We start from the raw sequence: 22057 nt of genomic DNA, 5'->3' as shown, positions 1-22057 counted from the left end.
CCCTCTCCGGGGCGCGGGCGTCGGGCGTTCACGGCCGGGCCGCGGGGCCGGTGGCGCTCTCGCGGAGGAAGGCGTCGAGGTCCCGGTGCGGCCGCCAGCCCTGGGTGCGGGCGCGGGTGAGGTCCAGCACGACGTCGCGGGAGAGCTGGTCCACCGCGTACGGGGTCAGACCAGGGAGCCGCCCGCTGCGGGCGGCCAGCCGGGCCAGCGGGGCCGGCACATGGTGGATCCGCGCGGTCACGCCGTGCGCGGCCAGCACCGCGCGGACCGCCTCGTCGCGCCGGTAGGGGCGGGCGTCGGCGATGTTGTAGGCGACCGGCGTCCACGGGCGGTCGCCGGTGCGGCCGGCGCCGACCGCGGACAGACAGGCGTCGGCGAGGTTCTGCACCGCGGTGAGACTGAGCCGCACGTCGCCGCCGGGCAGCAGCAGCCGTCCCCGCCGGACCCGCTCCAGCAGCCGGGGCACCAGATGCGGGTCACCGGGCCCGTACACCGCGCGCGGGCGCAGCACCACGGCGCCCGCGGCGAGGGCGAGCCGCTCGCCGGCGGCCTTGGTGCGCCCGTACGCGTTGAGCTGGCCGGCCTCGGTGGGGTGGTCCTCGTGGACGGAGCCGCGGTCCGCCCTCGGGTCGTAGACGCTGGCGCTGGAGACCCAGACCAGCGGGCGGTCCCCGGCGGCCCGCAGCAGCCGTTCGGTGCCGGCGACGTTGACGGCGTGCTGGGCGGCCTCGGCCCCGGTGCCCCGGGGCAGGTCGGCGACGGCGGCGGCGCAGTGCACGATCGCGTCGGCGCCGGTGAAGTCGGGCTCCCCGGCGGTGGCGTCCCAGGGGACGTGGCGGCCGGCCGGTCCGGGGCGGCGGCCGTGGCAGAGCACCTCGTGGCCGGCGGCGAGGGCGGCCCGGACGACGTGGGAGCCGCAGAAGCCGCTCGCGCCGGTGACGGCTATCCGCATCGGGTCTCCTCGGTGGGTCTCGGGGCGGTGGGGTTGGGTGCGGCTTTGGCGGGGGTGCGGGTGGCGCGCAGCGTGAGTTCGGCCCAGCCGGGCAGCGCGGCCCGCCGGTCGACCCGGGCCCGGACGACCACCGGCCGGTACGGCGCGAGCGCGAGCAGCAGTTCGGCGAGCAGGGCGCGGGCCACCCCGGCGCCGGGGCAGGCGTGCGGCCCGGCGCCGAACACCGCCTGGGTGGCCGCGGGCCCGGGGGAGGGCGTGGGCCGGTGCGCCCCGGCGGCGTGCCGGGCGACCAGGACCAGCCGGTCCCCGGCCCGGACCCGTCGCCCGGCCAGCACGGCATCGGCGGCGGCCACCCGGGGGAGCAGCGGCGAGGCCGCGGTGAGCCGGAGCAGTTCGGCGGCCAGCGCGGGTGCGCCGGGGGCGTCGACCGAGGGCCAGAGTCCGGCGTCCGCGCACCAGGCGGCGGCCCGGGGCAGCGCGGCGACGCTGGTGTTGACGGCGGCGACCGCGACCATGGCGTCCCGGGGGTCGGGCAGCAGCGCGGCGAGTTCGCCGGCCCGGGCGGCGGCCGTCCGGGCCGCGCCGGGCGGACGGGGGCCGGGCAGGTGGTCGCGGGCGGCGGCCGCGGCGGCCTCGGTGGCGGCTCCGGCGATAGTCGTCGGGCAGACCGCCGTCCCGGTCAGTGCGGCGGCCGTGACTCCGGCCAACTCCCTTGAAAGAGAGACGAGTTCGAGGTCGCCGGTGGCGAGTTCGGGGATCCGCGCGGTGAGCACCGCCTGCCAGGACGGGCGGAGCCGGTCCACCGCCGAGGCGTCCAGCTCGACCGCCAACGCGCGCCGGGCGGCCCGGTGTTCGGCGCCGTCCTGGTCGAACAGCAGCCCGCCGGAGGTGAGTTCGGCGGCGGCCCCGCCGGTGGTGCCGGGGGCGGTGCGGTCCAGCGGGATCCGGGTGAGCGCGGTGCGGTAGGCCTCGGCGTCGTGCACCAGCACGGTGCGACCGAGCCGGGCGACCGGGCGGCGGCGGGTGGCGGCGAGCAGCGCGAACAGGAGGGGGTGGCTGCGCAGATAGACCCGGCGGTCCCGGCGGCGGGCGGCCCGGTGCGCGGCCGGTGCCGGCGTCGGCACCGCGCGGTCCGCCCGCTCCCCCGCGCGCGTGTCCTTGTTCATCCGGCCAGTTCCCGGGCGCACCGGGCGGCCGCCGCCGCGCGGTCCGGCTTGCGGGAGCGCCCGGCCAGCGGCACCCGGCCGAACAGCACCGCGTCCGGGCGGGCCGAGCCCATCCGCGCCAGCGGTCCGGCCAGTGCGGCGCGCAGCCGCTCCGGGTCGGTGCCGGGCGAGGGCTGGACGAGAGCGACCAGCCGTTCGTCACCGTCCCCGTCCGGGACGCCGACCAGCACCGCGAGTTCGACGCCCGGCAGGTGCAGGGACGGTTCGTAGAGGCCGGGATAGATGTTCTCGGCGCGGCGCAGCACCATGTCCTTGAGCCGCCCGCCGAGCACGATCCGGCCGTCCGGGTCGAGCGTGGCGAGGTCGCCGGTGCGCACCCAGGGGTCGGGTTCCTCGCCGAGGTAGCGGTGCCGGGCGCCCGGGCCGCCGAGCAGGAGTTCGCCGTTCGGCGCGAGCGCGGTGCGCACGCCCGGCAGCGGTGCGCCGACCAGGTCGCCGGGCCCGGTGAAGGCGCTCTTCTCGGCCTCTTCGACGGCGGCCGCCGGGAACAGCTCGGTGAGTGCGTAGACGCCCCAGGCTTGTTCCGCCCCGGCCTGTTTGACCCGGCGGAGCAGGGTGGCGTCGGCGGGCGCCGAGCCGGTCCAGACCCGGCCGGTGAAGCGTGCCCCGGCGCCGAGCGCGGCGCGCAGCTGCGGCGGGGTGAGGTAGGTGTGGGCGGGGGTGAGCCGGGCGAGCTGGCGGGCCAGCGCGGCCGGTTCGCGGGCGGGCAGGGCGACCGCGGCCCCGGCGCTCAGTGCGGGGACGAGCACGAAGAAGGTGCCGCCCAGGACGACGGAGCCGGGTCGCGGGTCGACCAGTTCGCCGACGGTGCGCAGACCGGCGGCCAGGCCGCCCCGGGAGTGCACCACGGCGCGCGGGCGGGCGGTGGTGCCGGAGGTGAAGACGATGACGGCGTCCGTGTCGCGCGCGGGTGCGTCGGAGCCGGGGATGCCCGGTACCGACGCGCCGAACCGTCCGACCCGCAGTCGGGGCGCGCAGCCGGGCAGCCGGCGGCCGAGGGTGGCGACCGGGCCGAGCGCCTCCAGCGGGGGCAGGGCGAGGTCGGCGCGGCGGGCCAGCGGCCGGGCCCAGCCGGCCACCGCCTGGGCGGCGGCGTCGGCGAGGACCAGGTCGGGGCGGGCCAGCGCGAGCCGGGCGGCCAGGACGTCGGGGCCCGCGGTCGGGTCGAGGACGGCGATCCGCAGGCCGAGCCGGTGTGCGGCGAGCATGACGGCGAGCGCGCGCGGGCCGGGGCGCAGGGCGAGGCCGAGGGTGGTGTCCTCGCCGAGGCCGCGGGCGTTCAGGGCGACGGCGTAGGTGTCGGCGAGGGCGGCGAGTTCGCCTCGGCGGATCCGGACGCGGGTGCCGCCGAGCCGGGTGTGGGCCAGGACGGCCGGGCGGTCGGGGTGCCGGGTGCGCAGGTCGTGGGCGAGCCGGTCGAGCACGGGGTGTCCTCGGGGTGCGGTGGGTCCGGTGGGTCCGGGGGTTCGGGGCGCTGGTTCGGTGGTCCGGGGACTTTGCAAAGTCTGCTGAGACTTTGCAAAGTCCCCTCCAGGCCAGGAAACGGGGGGTGCAGAGCACTTTGCAAAGTCCTGGCAGGACTTTGCAAAGTGCTCTGCAGTTGGTGGTGGCGGCGGGAGTTGTGGTGGCGGCGGGAGTGGGAGTGGGAGGCAGGGGTGGAGACGGGCAGGGGAGGCAGTGGTGAGCGGTGAGTGGCCGGCCGCCAGCAGTCAGCGGACGTCGACGGCGCGGGTGCCGGGCCCGCGGTCGAGGTACCAGCGAGCGGTGCCGACCACCCCGTAGGCGCGGATCCGGCGGGTGGAGTTCTGCACCACCATGTCGCGGCGGTGCGTGATCGCGGTGGTGTGCCGGCGGACGCGGTTGATGAACAGCCGGTCGGTGGGCGAGGGCCGGCGCGGCATGCCGCCGACCGCCAGGTACAGCTCGGCGGTGATCGCCATGTTGTTGCCCGCGTGCATCCGGTACGGCGTGAGGTAGCCGTGCCGGCGGTGGTGCGCGGGCCGGATCCGGCCGAAGAACGCGCCGAGCGCGACCAGGACCAGGAAGACGGCGCGCCCGGCCGGTCCGTGCTCGTCTCTGCGGGCGGTGACCCGGCCGCAGACCAGTCCGCCGCCGTCGAGCAGGGCGGCCCGGGCGGCGGCGGTCCAGCCGGGGGCGGGCAGGCAGTCGGCGTCGGTGCGGGCGAGCAGGATGGCACCGCGTGCGATGGCGTGCCGGAACGCGGTGTCGACCGCCGAGCCGACGCCCTTCTCCGGCTCGACCAGCACCTCGACCGGGAAGGGCGCCCGGTCGGCGAAGGCGCGGACGGCCTCGACGGTGCCGTCGGTGGAGCCGTTGTCGGCGACCAGCAGGGTGAACTCCCGGTCCCGCTGGGCGGCGAGGGCGTTCAGGGTGGCGGTGATCCTGGCCTCCTCCCGGTAGGCGGGGACGACCACCCAGAGCGCGGTCACGACGCCTCCCAGACCATCGTCATCAGGCTCACACCGCCGCCGAGACCGAGCATCAGCACTTTGTCGCCCGGCTCCAACTCATCGCGTATTCGGTCGAGTTGGATCCCGATCGTGGCGCTGGCGACATTGCCGAGCTCGGGCACCGTCACCACCAGCTTCTCCTCCGGCACCCCGGTGGCCTCGACGAAGCGCTCCAGGTAGGGGACGGTCACCTGGTGCACCAGTACCCGGGCGTAGTCCTCCCAGCCGAGGCCGGTGCGGGCGGCCACCCGGGTCAGGATGTCCAGGCCGATCTTCTCGAAGACACCGCGCAACTCCGTGCCACTGCCGCGGAAGTAGCTGTACTCGTCGCCGCGCGGGTGGCGCGAGCCGCCGCCCGGGATGCCGCCGGTCCGCCAGTGCTCGGAGGCGGTCTCGGTCTCCACGTCGAGGATGCCGCCGCGCTCCACCGCCTCCACCACGACGGCGGCGCCCGCGTCGCCGAAGGTGTAGCCGGCGAAGCCCGCGCGGAACTCCTCCGCCCCGTCGGGGTCCCGCCGCATCGCCCGGCTGGGTGTCTCGCCGGTGACCACCAGGGCCCGCCGGGCCCGGCCGGCCATGATCATCGAGCGGGCCAGGTCGATCCCGTTGAGGAAGCTGTTGCAGGCATTGCTGACGTCCAAGGCATGGGCGCGCGAGCCGAGTTCGGCCTGCACCAGATGCGCGGTGGCGGGTTCGGCGACATCCCGGGTGGCCGAGGCGAACAGCAGCAGGTCGAGGTCCAGCGGGTCCAGGCCGCGACTGTCCAGGGCGCGCCGGGCGGCGCCTAGGGCGAGGGTGGAGGCGTACTCGCCGTCGGCCGCGAAGTGCCGGGTGACGATGCCGGTGGCCTTCTCGAAGGTCCGCTCCGGCAGGCGCAGCCGGCCGCCGGCGGTGATCTCGTCCTGGAGCTGCCGGGAGGTCAGTCGGCGGGCGGGGAGCTGGGATCCGACGGCGGTGATGCCGATCCGCGCGGTGGCTGCTGGGTGCATGGTCCCATCGTGCTGCGGACGGGGCGGCGCCCGCCTGAGTACCTGTACTCAGGCGGGCGCCGCCGGGCTACTCGGACCGGGTCAGCCCTGCTCGGACTCCTCGTCCTCGCGGCGGTCCGCGCCGTCGCGGGCGGGGAAGCCGGCCGGCACGGCGTCCACCGGTACCGGGACGGAGACCGTCGCCACGGCCGCGGGAGCACCGGCTGCGGGAGCACCGGCTGCGGGAGCAGCAGCGCCAGGAGCGGCGGCCGCGGCAGCACCGCCCGCCGCCCCGCCGTCCGCGCCGACGGTGGACAGCAGCTGCCGGGCCAGCCCGAGCCCGGTGCCGCCCATCGCGAGCGCCTTGGTGAACAGCTCGCCCATCCCGTCGGCGCCGTTGAGCAGCACCATGTGTTCCACATTGCCGAAGGACTCGGCCGCCGCCCGCACGATCTGCGGCCACTGCTCGGCCAACTCCTGCGCCACCACCGCCTCCTGGTTCTCGGCGAGGGCGGCGGCCCGGGCCTTGATGCCCTCGGCCCTGGCCAGCGCGACCGCCCGGGCCGAGGCGGCGTCGGCCAGGCCGCGGGCCTCGACCGAGGCCGCCTCCGCCCGTCCGGTGGCCGTGGTCGCCTCGGCCTGTGCCAGGCCGCGCACCCGGGTGGCGTCGGCGTCCGCCTCGGCCGCGATCCGTACCCGCCCGGCCTCGGCGGCGGCTGCCAGCTCGGTCTCCTGGGCCTGTGCCTGGGCGGCGGAGATCCGGGCGTCACGGGCCGCCTCGGCGGTGGTGCGGGTGTCGTACGCGCGGGCGTCGGCGGGCTTGCGCACGTCGATCTGGAGCTGCTGCTCCTTGCGCCGTGCCTCCAGTTCGGCGACCCGGGTCTCCTGGACCACCACCTCCTGCCGGGAGGCGGCGTCGGCGAGCGGACCGGCCTGTCGGGCGCGGGCCGTCGCGGTGTCCATCTCGGCCTGGTAGGAGGCCTGTTGGATCTCGCTGTTGCGGGTGGCCTCGGCCTTGCGGGCGGCGGCCTCCTGCTCCGCCTCGGTGGCCACCCGGTCCGCCGCCGCCTGGGCGATCCGGGCGTCCCGCTGGACGGCGGCGGCGTGCGGGATGGCGAGGTTCTTGATGTAGCCGGTCGGATCGATGATCTCCTGGATCTGCAGGGTGTCGATGATCAGCCCGAGCTTCTCCATCTCCAGTCCGGAGGCGGCCCTGGTCTCGCCGGTGAGCCGCTCGCGGTCGCGGATCATGTCCTCGACGGTGAGTCCGCCGACGATCGACCGCAGGTGCCCGGCGAAGACGTTGTGGACGCGCTGGCTGATCAGTTTCTGCTGGTCCAGGAAGCGGCGGGCGGCGTTGGCGATGGAGACGTCGTCGTCGCCGACCTTGAAGATCACCACGCCCTTGACCCGGACCGGGATGCCCTGCGTGGTGACGCACTCGACGTTCAGTTCGGCCTCGTTGAGGTCCAGCGAGAGTCGCCGGACGCCCTGCAGGCCGGGGGTGACGAGGGTCCCCCGGCCGGTGACGATCCGGAAGCCCAGCCCGTCACCGACCCCCTCGGTGCGGTGGCGGGAACCGGAGATGATCAGTGCCTCGTTCGGCTCGGCCACCCGCCACATGAGCTTGAAGAGCGTGATCATGACCACCAGGGCCCCGGCGACCGCCCCGGCGATGATGTATCCCATGGTTCAACTCCCCCTTCCGGCGCAGGAGATGCGCCGAAAAGGATTGTCCGCCCGGGTCGGTCGCGGGGAAAGGGACGTGACATGACGCACCGTCACAAGGTCGTCACGGGAGGGTCCGCGGATCGTCACAGGCCACCGGCCACCGGCCACCCAGCCACCCGGCCGCCCGATCGTCACGGACCGATCGGCGCGACGTAGACCGTCCGCGGCGGCTGGTACTCGATCACCACCACCGGCGTCCCCACCACCAGCCGGTCCCCGGGAACGGCCAGGTAGGCGAGGAACGCCTCGGCGCCCCGGCGCTCCGGGACGTGCACCATCACCTCGCCGACCAGCCCGGCACCCACCGCTCCGGTGACCCGCCCCGTGCTCCCGACCACGCCGGCCTCCCTCGACTCGTCAGCTACGAAGCCAGTCTGCCCGCCGGAAGGCCGCCGCGCCCCACCGTTCACCCGCCGGACCTCGCCGTTCGCCTGCGGGGACCCCCTCTGGACCTCGGGCGGTCGGCTCGCTACGGTGTTGGACGTCATGCGCGGGCAACACCGCCTGCGGACGCGGGAGCTCGGAGCACCGGGCTGAGAGGGCGCTGAACGGGACGTCGAAGGACGGACCGGAGGCTGCGTCGACCGCAGGAACCTGACCGGGTAATGCCGGCGTAGGGAGTTGAAGGTCCGTTGACCACCTTTGAGGCACAGCCGCAGTCTGCCCAGTCGCCGTCCGGGCACGGCGCCGCAGTGACCAGCGCCGGCACCGGCTACCCCACCCCCGCCTGGCGCAAGGCCTACCGCGAGGGGTCCCGCCCCGACCTGCGCGTGCCGTACCGCGAGGTCGTGCTCACCAACGAGAAGACCGTCCCGCTGTACGACACCTCCGGGCCGTACACCGACCCGGCCTACGAGCCCGACGTCCGGCGCGGGCTGCCCGCGCTGCGGGACTCCTGGATCCGCCAGCGCGGCGACGTCGAGGAGTACGACGGCCGCGAGGCGCGCCCCGAGGACGACGGCATCAAGCACACCTCGCCGCGCGGCGGGAACCTCCGCAACCTCGACGCGGTGTTCCCCGGCCGCCCGCGCCGTCCGCTGCGCGGCCGCGGCGACGTCGCGGTCACCCAGCTCGGCTACGCCAAGCGCGGCATCGTGACCCCCGAGATGGAGTTCGTCGCCCTGCGGGAGGGCCTGGCGCCCGAGTACGTGCGGGACGAGGTGGCCCTCGGCCGCGCCGTCATCCCGGTCAACGTGAACCACCCCGAGGTCGAGCCGTCGATCATCGGCACCAACTTCCTGGTGAAGATCAACGCCAACATCGGCAACTCCGCGGTCACCTCCTCGATCGAGGAGGAGGTGGAGAAGATGACCTGGGCGACCCGCTGGGGCGCCGACACCGTGATGGACCTCTCCACCGGCCGCAACATCCACACCACCCGTGAGTGGATCCTGCGCAACTCCCCCGTGCCGATCGGCACCGTGCCGCTCTACCAGGCGCTGGAGAAGGTCGACGGCCGGGCCGAGGACCTCAGCTGGGAGGTCTACCGGGACACGATCATCGAGCAGTGCGAGCAGGGCGTCGACTACATGACCGTGCACGCGGGCGTGCTGCTGCGCTACGTGCCGATGACCGCCCGCCGCAAGACCGGCATCGTCTCCCGCGGCGGCTCGATCATGGCCGCCTGGTGCCTGGCGCACCACCGGGAGAACTTCCTCTACACCAACTTCGAGGAGCTCTGCGACATCCTCGCGCGCTACGACGTCACCTTCTCGCTGGGTGACGGCCTGCGCCCCGGTTCGATCGCGGACGCCAACGACGAGGCGCAGTTCGCCGAGCTGCAGACCCTGGGCGAGCTGGGCCGGATCGCCCGCGCCAAGGACGTCCAGGTGATGATCGAGGGCCCGGGCCACGTCCCGATGCACAAGATCAAGGAGAACATGGATCTCCAGAAGGAGATCTGCGACGAGGCCCCGTTCTACACCCTGGGCCCGCTCACCACCGATGTCGCGCCCGGCTACGACCACATCACCTCGGGCATCGGCGCCGCGATGATCGCCTGGTGGGGCACCGCGATGCTCTGCTACGTCACGCCCAAGGAGCACCTGGGCCTGCCCAACCGGGACGACGTGAAGACCGGCGTCATCACCTACAAGATCGCCGCCCACGCCGCCGACCTGGCCAAGGGCCACCCCGGCGCCCAGGCCTGGGACGACGCGCTCTCCGACGCGCGCTTCGAGTTCCGTTGGGAGGACCAGTTCAACCTGGCCCTCGACCCGGAGACGGCCCGCGAGTTCCACGACGAGACCCTCCCCGCCGAGCCCGCGAAGACCGCCCACTTCTGTTCCATGTGCGGTCCGAAGTTCTGCTCGATGAAGATCTCCCAGAAGATCCGCGAGGAGCACGGCGACGGTTCGAGCGCCGTCGAGTCCGGCTACGGGGCCGACGCGCTCGCCGGGATGGCCGAGAAGTCGGCGGAGTTCGCCGCCCAGGGCAACCGGGTCTACCTGCCGCTGGCGGACTGAGCACGCCGCACGGGTGCGCCGGACCGGGAGGTGGAGGGGGCCTCCCGGCCCGGGCGCACCCGTGCGGCGGTGTCCCGGCCCGCTGCCCGGTCGGTAGCGGCGCCGGTCAGGCGGCGTCCTCGGGGTACCAGCGGAGCTCGACCGTGTTGCCGTCCGGGTCCTGGACGTAGATGGAGGTGGCGCTGCCGCGGGCGCCGTAGCGGGGGACGGGGCCCTCCAGGACCTTGAAGATGCCGGCGTCGATGACCTGCTGCCAGTCGAGCGGGTCGACGGTGAGACAGATGTGGTCGACGTTGGACTCGCCGCGCGGGCGGGACATCAGGTCGATGATCGTCTCGGGGGTGACCCGGAGGGACGGGAACGAGACCTTGCCGGCGCGCCACTCCTCGACCCGGACCGGCTCCAGGCCGAGCAGGCCGCCGTAGAACTCCAGCGAGCGCTCGATGTCGCGGACGTTGAGCACGAGGTGGTCGAAGGCCTTCACACGGATGGCGGTCATGGTGGCTCCAGTCGGGAGGGGTAGTGCCGGTGACGTGTTCCACGATCCGCCAGGCGGCCGGTGTCATCAAGACGGCATCGGTCAACGATCATTGAGGCGGAGTAAACGATGGGGGGCGCACGGTGCTGGAACGGGTGGAGATCGAGGTCTTCCTGACACTCGCGGAAGAGCTGCACTTCGGCCGCACCGCGGAACGCCTGCGGCTCAGCACCGGCCGGGTCAGCCAGGTGGTGCGACAGCTCGAACGGCGGCTCGGCGGCGCGCTGTTCGAGCGCACCAGCCGGGCGGTGCGGATCACCCCGGTGGGCCGGCGGCTGGCGGAGGAGCTGGCGCCGCTGGTGGCCGGCATCACGGCGGCGGTGCGCCGGGCGGCCGAGGCGAACCGGGGTGTCGCCGGTGAGCTGCGGGTGGCGTTCCTCGGCGAGGGGACGGCGCCGGTGCTGCTCAGGGCGGTCGCGCTGTTCAACGAGCGGCACCCGGACTGCCGGGTGGACGTCCGCGAGGCCCAGCTGGCGAACACCCGGTCCAGCCTGCTGGACGGTTCGGTGGACGTGCTGATCGCCGCCTTCCCGTTCGACGGGATGGCGAACGGCCCGGTGCTGATGACCGAGCGCCGGGTGCTCGCGGTGGCGGCCGGGCACCCGCTGGCGGGGGCCGCCTCGGTGTCGCTGGAGGTGCTGGGCGACCATCCGGTGGTGCAGTACCCGGCCGTGACCTCGGCCGCCTTCAAGCGGGACCGCACCCCGGACCGGACCCCGTCGGGGCGGCCGGTGCCGCCCGGCCCGGTCGGCGCGACCTTCTCCGAGATGCTGACGCTGGTCGCGCTGGGCCGGGGCGTGCTGCCGGTCGGCGAGCTCTCGCTGCGCTACCACCCGCGTCCGGACCTCGCCTATGTGCCGATCGAGGACGCCCCGCTGATCGAGCGCGGCCCGGTCTGGCGGGAGGGGAACACCACGGAGCGGGTCCGCGAGTTCGTCCGGGCGGCGGCGGACTCGGTGGCGGGGGGCTCGGCGGCGGTCGACTCCGCGGCAGCCACCTCCTAGCATTCGGCCCGGGTCAGCTGTCGTCGGGCCCGGTGAGGGCCGGGGCGGTGCCGGCCCGGGCGGCGGCGGTGAGGTGGGGGACGAGCGCCCGCTCGCGCAGGGCGCGCTGCCAGTCGCGCCGGGCGTCGTCGAGCTCGGCCGCGAGCTCGGGGTCGGTGCCCTGCGGGAAGGGGACGGTGGGCGGGGCCGAGCCGTCGCGCAGGGCGGTGAGGATCAGCCCGACGATGCCGACCGCCATCGCGGCCACCCCGGCGGCGAGGGCGAGCCACCCGGCGGTGAGCAGCGAGCGGGCCAGGGCGCTGTCCGGGTCGGCGGCGCGCAGCGCGTAGCCGAGCAGCAGCAGGACCAGGGCGGCCGCCCAGGCGAGGATCGGGGTGAGGACGGTGAGCACCGGCAGCAGCCCGGCGCCGCCGTTCTCCGAGCGCAGCTGGGTGAGCAGTCCGGGCGCGGTGGGTTCGCCGGGTGCCGGCGGGGTGGCGCGCAGGTTCTCGCGCAGCCGCAGGTAGTGCTGGTACTCGGTGGCCGCCGGGGCGGCGACGTGGTCGGCCGAGGCGAGCGCGTGGGCGCGCAGGTCGTCGGAGGGTGGCGCGCCGGGCGCGCGCAGGACGGTGCGGAGGGTGTCGTCGCGCAGTGCCGCGTCGAGGAGGCGCTCGAAGTCCGGGCGGTCCTCGGCGAGCAGGTGCGGGGCGTCGTTCATGGGGACCCCGTTCATGCGGACCCCCGCGCTCTCCGCCCCCATGGGCGCGGGGCGGGGCGCGGAGTCGGGCCGCCGGTGGGGCGGCCGGGTGTGGTGTGCCCCCGATGGTAGGGGTGGGTGCGGCCGGGTAGACAGAGACTTTCCGGAATTTCGCGCCCCTGGATGCGCGTGCGCGACCGTCCGTGCGCCGGGAACGCGCGTTCGGTCGACGGACCGTCACCTGCCGTGGGCGGAGGGTGTTCCGCGGCGGCGGAAGGGCCGGACCGCGTGCGGTCCGGCCCTGTGGCAAGCGTCCGGGGCCCGTGCGGGTGGGCCGACGGCTCAGATCGGCAGGCGGGAGACCAGCAGCCGGCCCTCCATGGTCACCCCGCCGTCCATGGCGACGGCGAGGTCCTCCGCGTAGACGTACGGGCCCGGGACGTGCGGCGGCATGCCGTCGTCGGCGTGCACCGCGCCGGTGAGGTACGGGATCGGGCTGTGGCCGTGCACGACGCGCGTGCCGCCGTAGGTGTCCAGCAGCTCGCGGACGGCGGTCGGGCCGGAGTCGCCGCGGAAGGCGAAGCGCTTGGTGAACCGGCGGAAGCAGTCCCACCACTCGTCGACGCCCTCGTCCGCGAGCAGGTCGTGCACGGCGTCGTTGACCTCGGGGATGGACTCGCCGTACTCCAGGTACGCGGTGGTGTCGGAGTGCAGCAGCAGGTGGCCGTCCTCCAGGGCGATCGCGGGGAGCCGGGAGAGCCAGCTGATGTGGTGCGCCTCCAGGCGCTCCAGGTCGCTCTGCTGTCCGCCGTTGAGCCGCCAGGCGGCGAGGAAGGAGGCGGTGCCGGCGGTGGACTGGACGGGCTCGTCGCCGTACCGGGCGGCGCCGAGGAAGAGCAGTTCGTGATTGCCCATCAGGGCCCGGCAGTAGCCGCCGGCCGCCGCCGACTCGGCGGCGAGCTGCATGACCAGGTCGATGACGCCGATGCCGTCCGGGCCCCGGTCGGTGAAGTCGCCGAGGAACCAGATCCGGGACCGGCCGGCGGACCAGTGGCCGTCGGCGTCGATCAGGCCCTGGTGGCGCAGCTCGGTGCGGAGCTCGTCGAGGTAGCCGTGCACGTCGCCGACGACGTAGAGCGGGCCGACCGGCTCGCCGGGGGCGGGGGCCGGGTACGGGTGGTAGGGCTGGCCGGGTTCGGCGAGCGGGGGGCCGAGCTCGATGGTCGGCGGGTCGTCGCTCTGCGCTCCGGGGCCGGGGTGGCCGCCGTGGGCGGGGGAGGGGTGGTCCGGCAGGGTGGGCTCGTAACCGGCCTGCTCGTGGGGGCCGTTCTGGGCGTGCACGGTGTGGCCCTGGTCGGGGCCGGTGGCCGGCCAGTGCTGTTCGAGGTACCGGGCGCCGCCGTAGCCGCTGTAGGTCTCGGCCTCGTAGCCGGTCGCGGCGTACCCCCCGTTGGGGTCCGGTTCGTAATAGGTGCCGTACGGCAGCACGTCGAGGTCCGGCTGGTGGCGTGGGCCTGAGTCCGGGTGTTCAGGCCCGGGGAAGCGGTCCTCGGGTGTCATTCGCCCATCATAGGAAGACCACTCTCCCGGCGTCGTCACCTGGTGGGTATCCAATCCTCCGGAGCGTCAGCCGGGCGGTCCGTCAGGTCCGTTTTGTCCCGACTCGGCATGGGCCGGACCACAGCCCGCTGGGGTGCGGTCCCGGGGGTCACACCTCACCCGGCGGGCGGGGCGGGCTGACCGTGGTGCGTGGGCTCCGTCGTTGCGAGGAGGCGCGGACGATGAGCTCGGTCGGCATCAGGGTGCCGGGCGGCGGACCGGTGCCGGCGGTGCGGAAGCGGGGCGGGAAGAGCCGGGCGATGTCCACGCCGGTGCCGGAGTCCACGCCCTCGATGGCGTCGATCAGGAGGTTCACCACGGTGGTGCCGATCCGCCGGGGCTTGAGCGACAGGGTGGTGATGGGCGGCTCGGTGGTGGCGTAGACGTCGCTCTCGCTGCAGCAGACCAGCAGCAGGTCGTCCGGCACCCGCAGGCCGTAGCGGCGGGCGGCGGCGAGCAGGTCGGTGCCGTTGGGGTCGAACAGGCCGTAGACGGCGTCCGGCCGGTCCGGGCGGGCGAGCAGCCGGTCGGCGGCGACGGCGCCGGCGGCCGGGTCGTGCGCGGGGTAGGTCTCGTAGACCGGTTCCTGGCCGACCTTGGCGCACCAGCCGAGGTAGGCCTCGGTGGAGAGCCGGGTGTAGGTGTCGGTGCTGGTGCCGGTGAGCAGGCCGATCCGGCGGGCGCCGGCCTCGGAGAGGTGGTCGAGGATGCCGAGCACGGCGGCCTCGTGGTCGTTGTCGACCCAGGCGGTGACCGGGCAGTTCCCCGGCTTGCCGTCGCTGACCACCGGGACGCCGGACCGGTACAGCTCGCTGACCAGCGGGTCCTGGTCGGGCGGGTCGATCACCACGGTGCCGTCCAGGGCGATGTTGCCCCAGACGTCGTGCCGGGACGAGGCGGGCAGCACCACCAGTGCGTAGCCGCGGCCCAGGGCGGCACTGGTGGCGGCCCGGGCCATCTCGGCGAAGTAGGCGAACTCGGTGAAGGTGAACGGCTCTTCGCCGTAGGTCGTGACGGTCAGCCCGATCAGGCCGGACCGTCCGGTGCGCAGGGTGCGGGCCGCCGCCGAGGGGCGGTAGCCGAGGCGCTCGGCGACTTCGCGCACCCGGCTTCTGGTCTCGTCGGGCAGGCGGCCCTTCCCGTTCAGCGCGTCGGAGACGGTGGTGATCGACACTCCGGCGGCTGCTGCCACATCCCGGATGCCGGCCCGCTCCAGACGCCGTGAGGTGGTGGGCCGCCGACCGCTCTGGTTGGCTGCTGCTGTCATGGCGGACCGATCGTATGGCTCCTGACAAGGGTCTGTGACCGGCGCATTGGGAGCCTGTGGAGATACGTTTCTCCGTGAGTGAGCCCGTGTGCGCCCCTTCGATCCCCGTACGAAACCAGCTGGTTTACCTCTGACATGTGCCAAAGGAACCCAGCAGAATGGCTGATCCGCGTCTGTAACCCGACCGGGCATCTCACCCCTACGGGTGAGTGCGATCGGTATCGTTCAGGGCACCCGACCGGGGTGGAACCGCACGCGTTCCGACTGCCCGGGCACGGCGGCGACCCCGACCGTGGCGGGCGAACGCAGCGGAAAGACAGAAGGAGACCGACCGTGACCGCAGCACAGGGCCCCCGCCTCAGGCCGAGCCTGGACGGCATTCCCACCTACAAGCCCGGCAAGCCGGCAGGCCCCGACGCCTACAAGCTGTCGTCCAACGAGAACCCGTACGAGCCGCTCCCGGGCGTGCTGGAGGCGGCGGTCGCCGCGGCCGGCAAGCTCAACCGCTACCCGGACATGGCCGTCACCGAGCTGACCGCGGAGCTGGCGAAGCACTTCGACGTGCCGGTCGAGCACATCGCCACCGGCACCGGCTCGGTCGGCGTCGCCCAGTCGCTGATCCTCGCCACGGCGGGCCCGGGCGACGAGGTGATGTTCGCCTGGCGCTCCTTCGAGGCCTACCCGATCATCACCCAGGTCGCCGGTGCGACCCCGGTCCCGGTGCCGCTCACCGCCGGCGGTGACCACGACTTGGACGCGATGCTGGCCGCGATCACCGAGCGGACCAGGCTGATCTTCGTCTGCAACCCCAACAACCCCACCGGCAACGTGATCCACCGCGCCGAGCTGGAGCGCTTCCTGGACGCCGTCCCGGCCGAGGTGCTGGTCGTCGTCGACGAGGCGTACATCGAGTTCATCCGCGACCCCGAGGTGCCCAACGGCCTCGACCTCTACCGGGACCGCCCGAACGTCTGCGTGCTGCGCACCTTCTCCAAGGCGTACGGCCTGGCGGGGCTGCGGGTCGGCTTCGCGGTCGCGCACGAGCCGGTCGCGAACGCGCTGCGCAAGACCGCGGTGCCGTTCGGCGTCGTCCAGATCGCCCAGGACGCCGCCGTCGCCTCGCTGCGGGCCGAGGCCGCGCTGATGGTCCGGGTGGACGCGCTGGTCGAGGAGCGGACCCGGGTGGTGGCCGGGCTGCGGGCCCAGGGCTGGGAGATCCCGGACTCGCAGGCCAACTTCGTCTGGCTGGAGCTGGGCGAGCGCTCGCAGGACTTCGCGGCCGCGTGCGCGGCCGCCGGGGTGATCGTCCGGCCGTTCCCGGAGGGCGTGCGGATCTCGATCGGCGAGGTCGAGGGCAACTCGATCTTCCTCGCGGTGGCGGAGGCGTTCCGCAAGGAGCTGTAGCCCCCGCGCGCAGTCAGGTCCCGCGGCGGAGCGGGCGGCCCGGTCCGTACCGGCCGCCCGGCTCCGCCGCGGTGCGTTCCGGGGCGGTTGCCGGGGTCCGGCGGCGGCGCCGCGACGGGCCCCGGACGATCAGGAGTGCCTGGGGTTTTCTGGGAGACGGCTGGGAGAACGGTCAACGGATCGTCCGGAACCGGCCAAGCCGGCCCCGGTGGCGGGCGGAGCGCGGCAAATGCCCGGTTCGGCCGGTCAGCCTTCTCCCAGTCGGCGCCCAGGACGGTGCAAGAGCGTCCCGGGAAGCTGTCCGCCATGAAGGTGTTCCCGCGACGGCGAGGTGCCGTCCTCGTCAACTCCGCGCTCGGTGTGGCCCTGCTCGGTGCCGCCGCCCTGGCGTACACCGTGCTGGACGACGGCTCCGGCACCACGGCCGCCAAGGCCCCCGTCCGGACGGCGACCGTGACCAAGGGCACGGTCCTGGCCACGGTGTCCGGAACCGGCACCCTGGCCTCGCCCACCGACGCCGCCCAGGACTTCACCACCGGCGGGCGGCTCACCGCCGTCAAGGTCGCGGTCGGAGACCAGGTGACCAAGGGGCAGGTGCTCGCCACCGTCGACACCACGGCCGCCCAGCAGCAGGTGGACGCCGCGCAGGCGGCGCTCAACACCGCCTCGGTCAATCTGACCAAGGCCAGGGCGGGCGTCACCACGACGACCGTCCAGCAGCTGCCGGCCAAGGCCAACGGCTCGTCGGGCTCCTCGGGTTCGTCCGGCGGCGGTACGTCCGGCGGGAACGGCACTGGCGGCTCGGGCAGTACCGGCGGCACGGGAGGCCGGGGGGCGGGCGGGAGCAGCGCGTCCGCCCCCTCGGCCGACCCGTCCGGGCAGACCGCCCCGTCCGCGCAGGCCACCGTCCCGGCGGCGCCGCCCGCCGTCCCCGAGCCGCAGACCACCACCATCTCCACCACCAAGGTGGACGAGGCGGCGGTCGCCCAGGCCGAGCAGCAGCTCGCCACCGCGCAGACCAACCTCTCCAACGCCCGGACGGCGCTGGCCGGCACCACGCTCACCGCCTCCGTGGACGGCACGGTCGCCTCGGTGGCGGCCAAGGCCGGTGACACGGTCGGCGCGACCGGCGGCGGCTCCTCCGCCACCGGCGCCAAGTCGACCGGGAGCTCCGCCACCGCCCCCAGCGGCTTCATCGTGCTGACCAACCCGACCGGCATGCAGGTCACCGCGAACTTCTCCGAGCTGGACTCGCTCAAGCTCAAGAAGGGCGAGGCGGCCACCGTCACCCTGAACGCGCAGTCCGACAGCAGGTTCAACGCGTCGGTGCTGTCGGTCAGCCCGTTGCCGGTGAGCGGCTCCGGCGGCGGTTCGGCCGCCGTGCAGTACTCGGCGACGCTCCAGATCTCCGGTGACACCAGCAAGCTGCGGACCGGCCTCAGCGCGACCGTCTCGGTGGTCACCGGCGAGGCGGACAACGCGCTCTCGCTGCCCACCTCGGCCCTGTCCGGCACCGGTTCGAGCCGCACCGCGACCTTGGTCCACCAGGACGGCAGCACCGACCGGGTGACCGTCGAGGTCGGGGTCGAGGGCGACACCACGGTGCAGGTGCTGACCGGGCTGAACGAGGGCGACAAGGTCGAACTGGCCTCCACCAGCGGGTCCAACGGCTTCCCCAACGGCTCCTTCCCGGGCGCGAACGGCGGCCAGGGCGGCCAGGGCGGCCGGGCGCGGGTGCGGGTGTGGCCGGGATCGGCGGTGGCGGAGCCGCGGGCGGCGCGGGCGCCGCCCGGGGCGGTGGCCGCTGATGGCCCGCCGCGCCCTCCCCGCCCTCCTCACCCGCCGCGCCCTCCCGGCCCGGCCGGGCACCGGCCCGGTGCGGCCGGCCCACCCGGCCACGCCGCCCCCGGTGATCCGGATCCGCCGCCTCACCAAGTCCTACGGCCACGGCGACGCCACCGTGCACGCCCTGCGCGGCCCGGACGACCCCGCCACCGGAGCCCCGCTGGGCGTGGACCTGGACATCGAGCAGGGCGACTACGTCGCCGTGATGGGCAGCTCCGGCTCCGGCAAGTCCACGCTGATGAACATCCTCGGCTGCCTCGACGTCCCGACCGACGGCCGCTACCTGCTGGACGGCACCGACGTCGGCCACCTGGACGAGCAGCAGCTCGCCCTGGTGCGCAACCGCAAGATCGGCTTCGTCTTCCAGTCCTTCAACCTCGTCCCGCGCACCACCGCGCTCGCCCAGGTCGAGCTGCCGCTCGCCTACGCGGGCGTGCGGGCCGCCGAACGCCGCCGGCGGGCGCTCGCCGCGCTCTCCCTGGTCGGCCTGGCCGAGCGGTCCGGGCACCGGCCCAACGAGCTCTCCGGCGGCCAGCAGCAGCGCGTCGCGGTGGCCCGGGCGCTGGTCACCGCCCCCGCGATGCTGCTCGCCGACGAGCCCACCGGCAATCTGGACAGCCGCTCCACCGAGGAGGTGCTCGGGCTGATCGACGGCCTCAACGCCACCGGCCGCACGGTCGTGCTGATCACCCATGAGGACGAGGTCGCCCGGCACGCCAAGCGGGTGCTGCGGCTGGTGGACGGCACGATCGTCTCGGACGTCCGGCAGGCCCCGGTGGACGGGCCCCCGCCCGCCCTGCACCCGGCGGGGGTGCCCGCGTGATCCTCTGGCAGACCCTCCGCTTCGCGGCCGGCGGCCTGGCCGCCAACAAGGTCCGCTCCGCCCTCACCATGCTGGGGGTGCTGATCGGCGTCGCCTCGGTGATCCTGCTGCTGGCGGTCGGCAACGGCTCCTCGGTCGCGGTCAAGGAGTCGATCACCTCGCTCGGCACCAACGCGCTCACCGTCACGTCCGGTTCCTCCTTCGGCGGCGCGCGCTCCGCGAGCGGCACCAAGAAGCTGACCGTCGCCGACGCCAAGGCGCTGGCCACCGAGGCGGACCCGCACGCCGTCCGCTCGGTGGCGCCGGTGGTGACCGCCAGCGGCACCGCGCTGAACGGGGACGTCCCGTACAGCCCCGGCTCGATCGTCGGCACCTACCCGGCGTACTTCGAGACCGCCAACCAGAAGGTCGAGCACGGCGAGTACTTCACCCAGGACGACGTGCTGGCCTCCCGCAAGGTGGCGGTGCTCGGGGCGACCACCGCGAAGCAGCTCTTCGCCACCGCGGACCCGGTGGGGAAGCCGATCGTCGTCGGCGGCACCCCGTTCACCGTGGTCGGCGTGCTCAAGGCCAAGGGCGGCAGCGGCTTCACCGACCCGGACGATGTGCTGATCGCACCGCTGCCGACCGTGCAGAACGCCTTCACCGGCTTCGGCTCGGTGAACCAGATCATGGTGCAGGCGGCCTCGGCGGACAGCACCGCGCAGGCCCAGTCCGAGATCACCCGGATCCTGCTCGGCACCCACGCGATCGCCGACCCGGCCAAGGCGGACTTCCGGATCAGCAGCCAGACCTCGCTGCTCAGCGCCCGGGAGTCGACCACGAAGACCTTCACCGTGCTGCTCGGCGCGGTGGCCGCGATCTCGCTGCTGGTCGGCGGGATCGGCATCACCAACATCATGCTGGTCACCGTCACCGAGCGGACCAGGGAGATCGGCATCCGCAAGGCCCTCGGCGCCCCCCGCGGCGTTATCCTCGGGCAGTTCCTCACCGAGGCCACCCTGCTGTCGGTGGTGGGCGCCGGACTCGGCGTGCTGGCCGGGATCGCCGGCTCGCACTTCCGGATCGTCGGCATCGAGCCGGTGGTGATCCCCGAATCGGTGCTCGGCGCCTTCGGGACCGCCGTCGCCATCGGCCTGTTCTTCGGCAGCTACCCCGCCAACCGGGCCGCCTCGCTGCGCCCGATCGACGCCCTCCGGCACGAGTGACCAAGGACCGCAGACCATGAGCAACGAGACCGAGCCGTCCACCCCCGCCGAGCAGGTCGTCCTGCTCTCCACCGCNCCACCGCGCCGGACGGCAGGGACGTCACCGCCGAGCTGGCCGCGCCGCCGCGGCGCCGGCTGCCCTGGGTGCCGCTGGTGCTGTCCGCCGCGGTGATCGCCACGGCGGCCTTCGCCGGCGGTGTCCAGTACCAGCGCGACCAGGCCCCCGAGCGGACGTCCGGGGCCTCCGGCCGGACGGCCGCCGCCGGCGGCGCGCAGCAGCCGCGGCCGGGCGCGACCGGCGCCGGCCAGGGCAACCGCCGCAACGGCCAGGGGGCCCAGGGCGGCCAGGGCGGGGGTCAGGGCGCCGGTGGCGGCCAGGGCGGCTTCACCCGGGGCACGGTCAAGGCCGTGGACGGCACCACCGTCTACCTGACCGACGCCAACGGCAACACCGTCAAGGTGACCACCGGGGACTCCACCAAGGTGCAGCTCAACAAGGAGGGCAAGGTCGGCGACCTCCAGCCCGGCCAGAGCGTCACCGTGGTCGGCACCCCGAGCGACGGCGGCTACGCCGCGACCCAGCTGGTCGAGGGCGCCGCTGCCGGCGGCTTCGGCGGCTTCGGGGGAGGCGCCGGCGGCTTCGGCGGCGGCCCCGGCGGAGGCGCCACCCGGAACCCGTCCGGCGGCTGACCGGCCGCCGTACGCCCGCGCGGCCCGGCCCGACCTCCTCCGGGGGCCGGGCCGCGCATCCCCCCGCCGACCTGCGCCGGAGTACCGTCGGGGCGGTACGCACACCACCGAGGGCCGACCTGGGGGTCCGTCCGTACAAAACCGCCCGATAAGGTGTTAATCCAACATTCATCGATGGCCCTTAGCCTCCCCGAGCTAGCCTCAAGCTGAACGCCATCGTCCGACCGGGAGGCGGAACCCCCGTGCAAGGCACTGTGTCGACAGGAACTTCGGCGGTGAACAACGGCGGCCAGGGGGAGGCCTACCTGCTCGTCGTCGACGACGAACCGAACATCCGCGAGCTGCTGTCCGCCTCGCTCCGCTTCTCCGGCTTCCGGGTGGCCTCCGCCGCCAGCGGCGCCGAGGCGCTGGAACTGATCGCCGTCGACCGCCCCGACCTGGTCGTCCTGGACGTGATGCTCCCCGACCTCGACGGCTTCACCGTCGTCGAGCGGCTCCGGGAGCAGACCAGCCGCGGCCTCATCGCCGGCCCCGGCCACGGCCACCCCGGAGACCACCTGCCGGTGCTCTTCCTCACCGCCAAGGACGGCGTCGGGGACAAGGTCCAGGGCCTCGCCGCCGGCGCCGACGACTACGTCACCAAGCCGTTCAGCCTGGAGGAGCTGATCGCCCGGATCCGCGCCATCCTGCGCCGCTCCGGCGGACCGGCCGAGGACGGCCGGCTGATGGTCGCCGACCTCGTGCTCGACCCGGTGGCCCACGAGGTCACCCGCGGCGGACTCGTGGTCGCGCTCTCCCCGACCGAGTTCAAGCTGCTGCACTACCTGATGGCCAACGTCGGCCGGGTGGTCTCCAAGGCGCAGATCCTCGACCACGTCTGGGCCTACGACTTCGGCGGCGACCTCTCGATCGTCGAGTCCTACATCTCCTACCTGCGCCGCAAGCTCGACTCCGGACCCAGCCACGGGCCCAAGCTGATCCACACCGTGCGCGGCATCGGCTACGCCCTGCGCCGCCCCCCGCAGAGCTGACCCCGGACCCCGCCGCCCCGATGTCCCTCCCGCACCCCCGCCGCGCGTCCGCGCGCCCTTCCGTCCGGCCGCCCGGCCGCCGCCTCGGCGGCCCGCTCGGCCGGCTGTCGCTGCGCGCCCGGCTGCTGGTGCTGGTGCTCGCCCTGGTCACCACCGGCC

The 22057-nt window shown here is 74.5% G+C and carries 18 protein-coding genes, 1 pseudogene and 1 riboswitch; of the genes and pseudogenes, 8 read left to right on the top strand and 11 right to left on the bottom strand.

Annotated features, from left to right (window positions below; all coding sequences use genetic code 11):
• Nucleotides 1-28: 28 nt before the first annotated feature.
• The 7 genes from VR45_RS05990 to VR45_RS05960 form a co-directional block, all read right to left on the bottom strand.
• Entirely contained in the window at nt 29-952 is a 924-nt protein-coding gene (locus tag VR45_RS05990; protein WP_045938620.1) for an NAD-dependent epimerase/dehydratase family protein, read from the bottom strand.
• On the bottom strand, nt 943-2118 hold the full coding sequence (locus VR45_RS05985; RefSeq protein ID WP_063772415.1) for a cytochrome P450: 1176 nt from the start codon (nt 2116-2118) through the stop codon (nt 943-945). The genes VR45_RS05990 and VR45_RS05985 overlap by 10 nt, the downstream gene beginning before the upstream one ends.
• Nucleotides 2115-3602 carry a class I adenylate-forming enzyme family protein gene (locus tag VR45_RS05980; RefSeq protein ID WP_045938619.1) on the bottom strand — a complete coding sequence of 496 codons (1488 nt, stop codon included), beginning with the start codon at nt 3600-3602 and terminating at the stop codon, nt 2115-2117. Before VR45_RS05980 ends, VR45_RS05985 begins: the two co-directional genes overlap by 4 nt.
• Before the next feature lie 285 nt (nt 3603-3887).
• Nucleotides 3888-4628 (bottom strand): glycosyltransferase family 2 protein, encoded by a 741-nt coding sequence (locus VR45_RS05975; protein ID WP_078896267.1) that lies wholly within the window; start codon nt 4626-4628, stop codon nt 3888-3890.
• Nucleotides 4625-5638, bottom strand: coding sequence for a ketoacyl-ACP synthase III (locus VR45_RS05970; RefSeq protein WP_045938617.1), 1014 nt, complete (start codon nt 5636-5638; stop codon nt 4625-4627). Before VR45_RS05970 ends, VR45_RS05975 begins: the two co-directional genes overlap by 4 nt.
• Nucleotides 5639-5719: 81 nt before the next feature.
• Nucleotides 5720-7306: a flotillin family protein gene (locus tag VR45_RS05965; protein WP_078896266.1), complete on the bottom strand. Its 1587-nt coding sequence runs from the start codon at nt 7304-7306 to the stop codon at nt 5720-5722.
• Nucleotides 7307-7479: 173 nt separating this feature from the next.
• A complete protein-coding gene (locus VR45_RS05960) occupies nt 7480-7686 on the bottom strand; it encodes a hypothetical protein (protein WP_045938616.1) in 207 nt (68 codons plus the stop codon).
• 164 nt (nt 7687-7850) lie between these two features.
• Nucleotides 7851-7985, top strand: a riboswitch (TPP riboswitch).
• A gap of 55 nt (nt 7986-8040) precedes the next feature.
• Here VR45_RS05960 and thiC point away from each other — a divergent pair.
• Complete coding sequence (gene thiC / locus VR45_RS05955) at nt 8041-9813, top strand: phosphomethylpyrimidine synthase ThiC (protein WP_045938615.1); 1773 nt, start codon at nt 8041-8043, stop codon at nt 9811-9813.
• A gap of 106 nt (nt 9814-9919) precedes the next feature.
• On the opposite strand, the gene VR45_RS05950 is transcribed toward thiC, so the two are convergent.
• The gene (locus VR45_RS05950) at nt 9920-10312 is read right to left on the bottom strand and encodes a VOC family protein (RefSeq protein ID WP_030392357.1); all 393 of its coding nucleotides are present in this window, start codon (nt 10310-10312) and stop codon (nt 9920-9922) included.
• A 122-nt stretch (nt 10313-10434) separates the two neighbouring features.
• On the opposite strand from VR45_RS05950, the gene VR45_RS05945 reads away from it, so the two are divergent.
• Nucleotides 10435-11355, top strand: coding sequence for a LysR family transcriptional regulator (locus VR45_RS05945; RefSeq protein WP_045938614.1), 921 nt, complete (start codon nt 10435-10437; stop codon nt 11353-11355).
• Nucleotides 11356-11368: 13 nt separating this feature from the next.
• On the opposite strand, the gene VR45_RS05940 is transcribed toward VR45_RS05945, so the two are convergent.
• The 3 genes from VR45_RS05940 to VR45_RS05930 all read right to left on the bottom strand — a co-directional run bounded on the left by VR45_RS05940 (nt 11369) and on the right by VR45_RS05930 (nt 14897).
• Complete coding sequence (locus VR45_RS05940) at nt 11369-12067, bottom strand: hypothetical protein (protein WP_052708867.1); 699 nt, start codon at nt 12065-12067, stop codon at nt 11369-11371.
• A gap of 306 nt (nt 12068-12373) precedes the next feature.
• Entirely contained in the window at nt 12374-13591 is a 1218-nt protein-coding gene (locus VR45_RS05935) for a metallophosphoesterase (protein ID WP_078896265.1), read from the bottom strand.
• A 148-nt stretch (nt 13592-13739) separates the two neighbouring features.
• Complete coding sequence (locus tag VR45_RS05930) at nt 13740-14897, bottom strand: LacI family DNA-binding transcriptional regulator (RefSeq protein WP_078879728.1); 1158 nt, start codon at nt 14895-14897, stop codon at nt 13740-13742.
• 333 nt (nt 14898-15230) lie between these two features.
• Between VR45_RS05930 and hisC the strand changes: the two genes are divergently transcribed.
• From hisC to VR45_RS05905, 6 genes and pseudogenes are all read left to right on the top strand, one after another.
• Entirely contained in the window at nt 15231-16301 is a 1071-nt protein-coding gene (gene hisC, locus VR45_RS05925) for a histidinol-phosphate transaminase (protein ID WP_045938613.1), read from the top strand.
• A 306-nt stretch (nt 16302-16607) separates the two neighbouring features.
• Nucleotides 16608-16946 (top strand): annotated as a pseudogene (locus tag VR45_RS50460) (biotin/lipoyl-binding protein); the annotation flags it as partial.
• A gap of 1162 nt (nt 16947-18108) precedes the next feature.
• Nucleotides 18109-18969 carry an ABC transporter ATP-binding protein gene (locus tag VR45_RS05920; protein WP_078896264.1) on the top strand — a complete coding sequence of 287 codons (861 nt, stop codon included), beginning with the start codon at nt 18109-18111 and terminating at the stop codon, nt 18967-18969.
• On the top strand, nt 18966-20177 hold the full coding sequence (locus tag VR45_RS05915) for an ABC transporter permease (protein WP_045938612.1): 1212 nt from the start codon (nt 18966-18968) through the stop codon (nt 20175-20177). Before VR45_RS05920 ends, VR45_RS05915 begins: the two co-directional genes overlap by 4 nt.
• Before the next feature lie 144 nt (nt 20178-20321).
• Nucleotides 20322-20867, top strand: a complete 546-nt coding sequence (locus tag VR45_RS45380) for a hypothetical protein (protein WP_052708866.1) — start codon at nt 20322-20324, stop codon at nt 20865-20867.
• A gap of 275 nt (nt 20868-21142) precedes the next feature.
• Nucleotides 21143-21898, top strand: coding sequence for a response regulator transcription factor (locus VR45_RS05905; protein WP_045938611.1), 756 nt, complete (start codon nt 21143-21145; stop codon nt 21896-21898).
• Nucleotides 21899-22057 lie beyond the last annotated feature (159 nt).

This window comes from Streptomyces sp. NRRL S-495 (assembly GCF_000966955.1).
Classification (GTDB): domain Bacteria; phylum Actinomycetota; class Actinomycetes; order Streptomycetales; family Streptomycetaceae; genus Kitasatospora; species Kitasatospora purpeofusca.
This window is presented reverse-complemented; position numbering and strand designations above follow the sequence as displayed.

Coding starts and splice junctions, on each gene's coding strand:
- VR45_RS05970 (WP_045938617.1), bottom strand. CDS start 5,638: ATGCACCCAGCAGCCACCGCGCGGATCGGCATCACCGCCGTCGGATCC.
- VR45_RS05920 (WP_078896264.1), top strand. CDS start 18,109: ATGGCCCGCCGCGCCCTCCCCGCCCTCCTCACCCGCCGCGCCCTCCCG.
- VR45_RS05930 (WP_078879728.1), bottom strand. CDS start 14,897: ATGACAGCAGCAGCCAACCAGAGCGGTCGGCGGCCCACCACCTCACGG.
- VR45_RS05985 (WP_063772415.1), bottom strand. CDS start 2,118: ATGAACAAGGACACGCGCGCGGGGGAGCGGGCGGACCGCGCGGTGCCG.
- VR45_RS05990 (WP_045938620.1), bottom strand. CDS start 952: ATGCGGATAGCCGTCACCGGCGCGAGCGGCTTCTGCGGCTCCCACGTC.
- VR45_RS05940 (WP_052708867.1), bottom strand. CDS start 12,067: ATGAACGGGGTCCCCATGAACGACGCCCCGCACCTGCTCGCCGAGGAC.
- VR45_RS05950 (WP_030392357.1), bottom strand. CDS start 10,312: ATGACCGCCATCCGTGTGAAGGCCTTCGACCACCTCGTGCTCAACGTC.
- VR45_RS05935 (WP_078896265.1), bottom strand. CDS start 13,591: ATGACACCCGAGGACCGCTTCCCCGGGCCTGAACACCCGGACTCAGGC.
- VR45_RS05965 (WP_078896266.1), bottom strand. CDS start 7,306: ATGGGATACATCATCGCCGGGGCGGTCGCCGGGGCCCTGGTGGTCATG.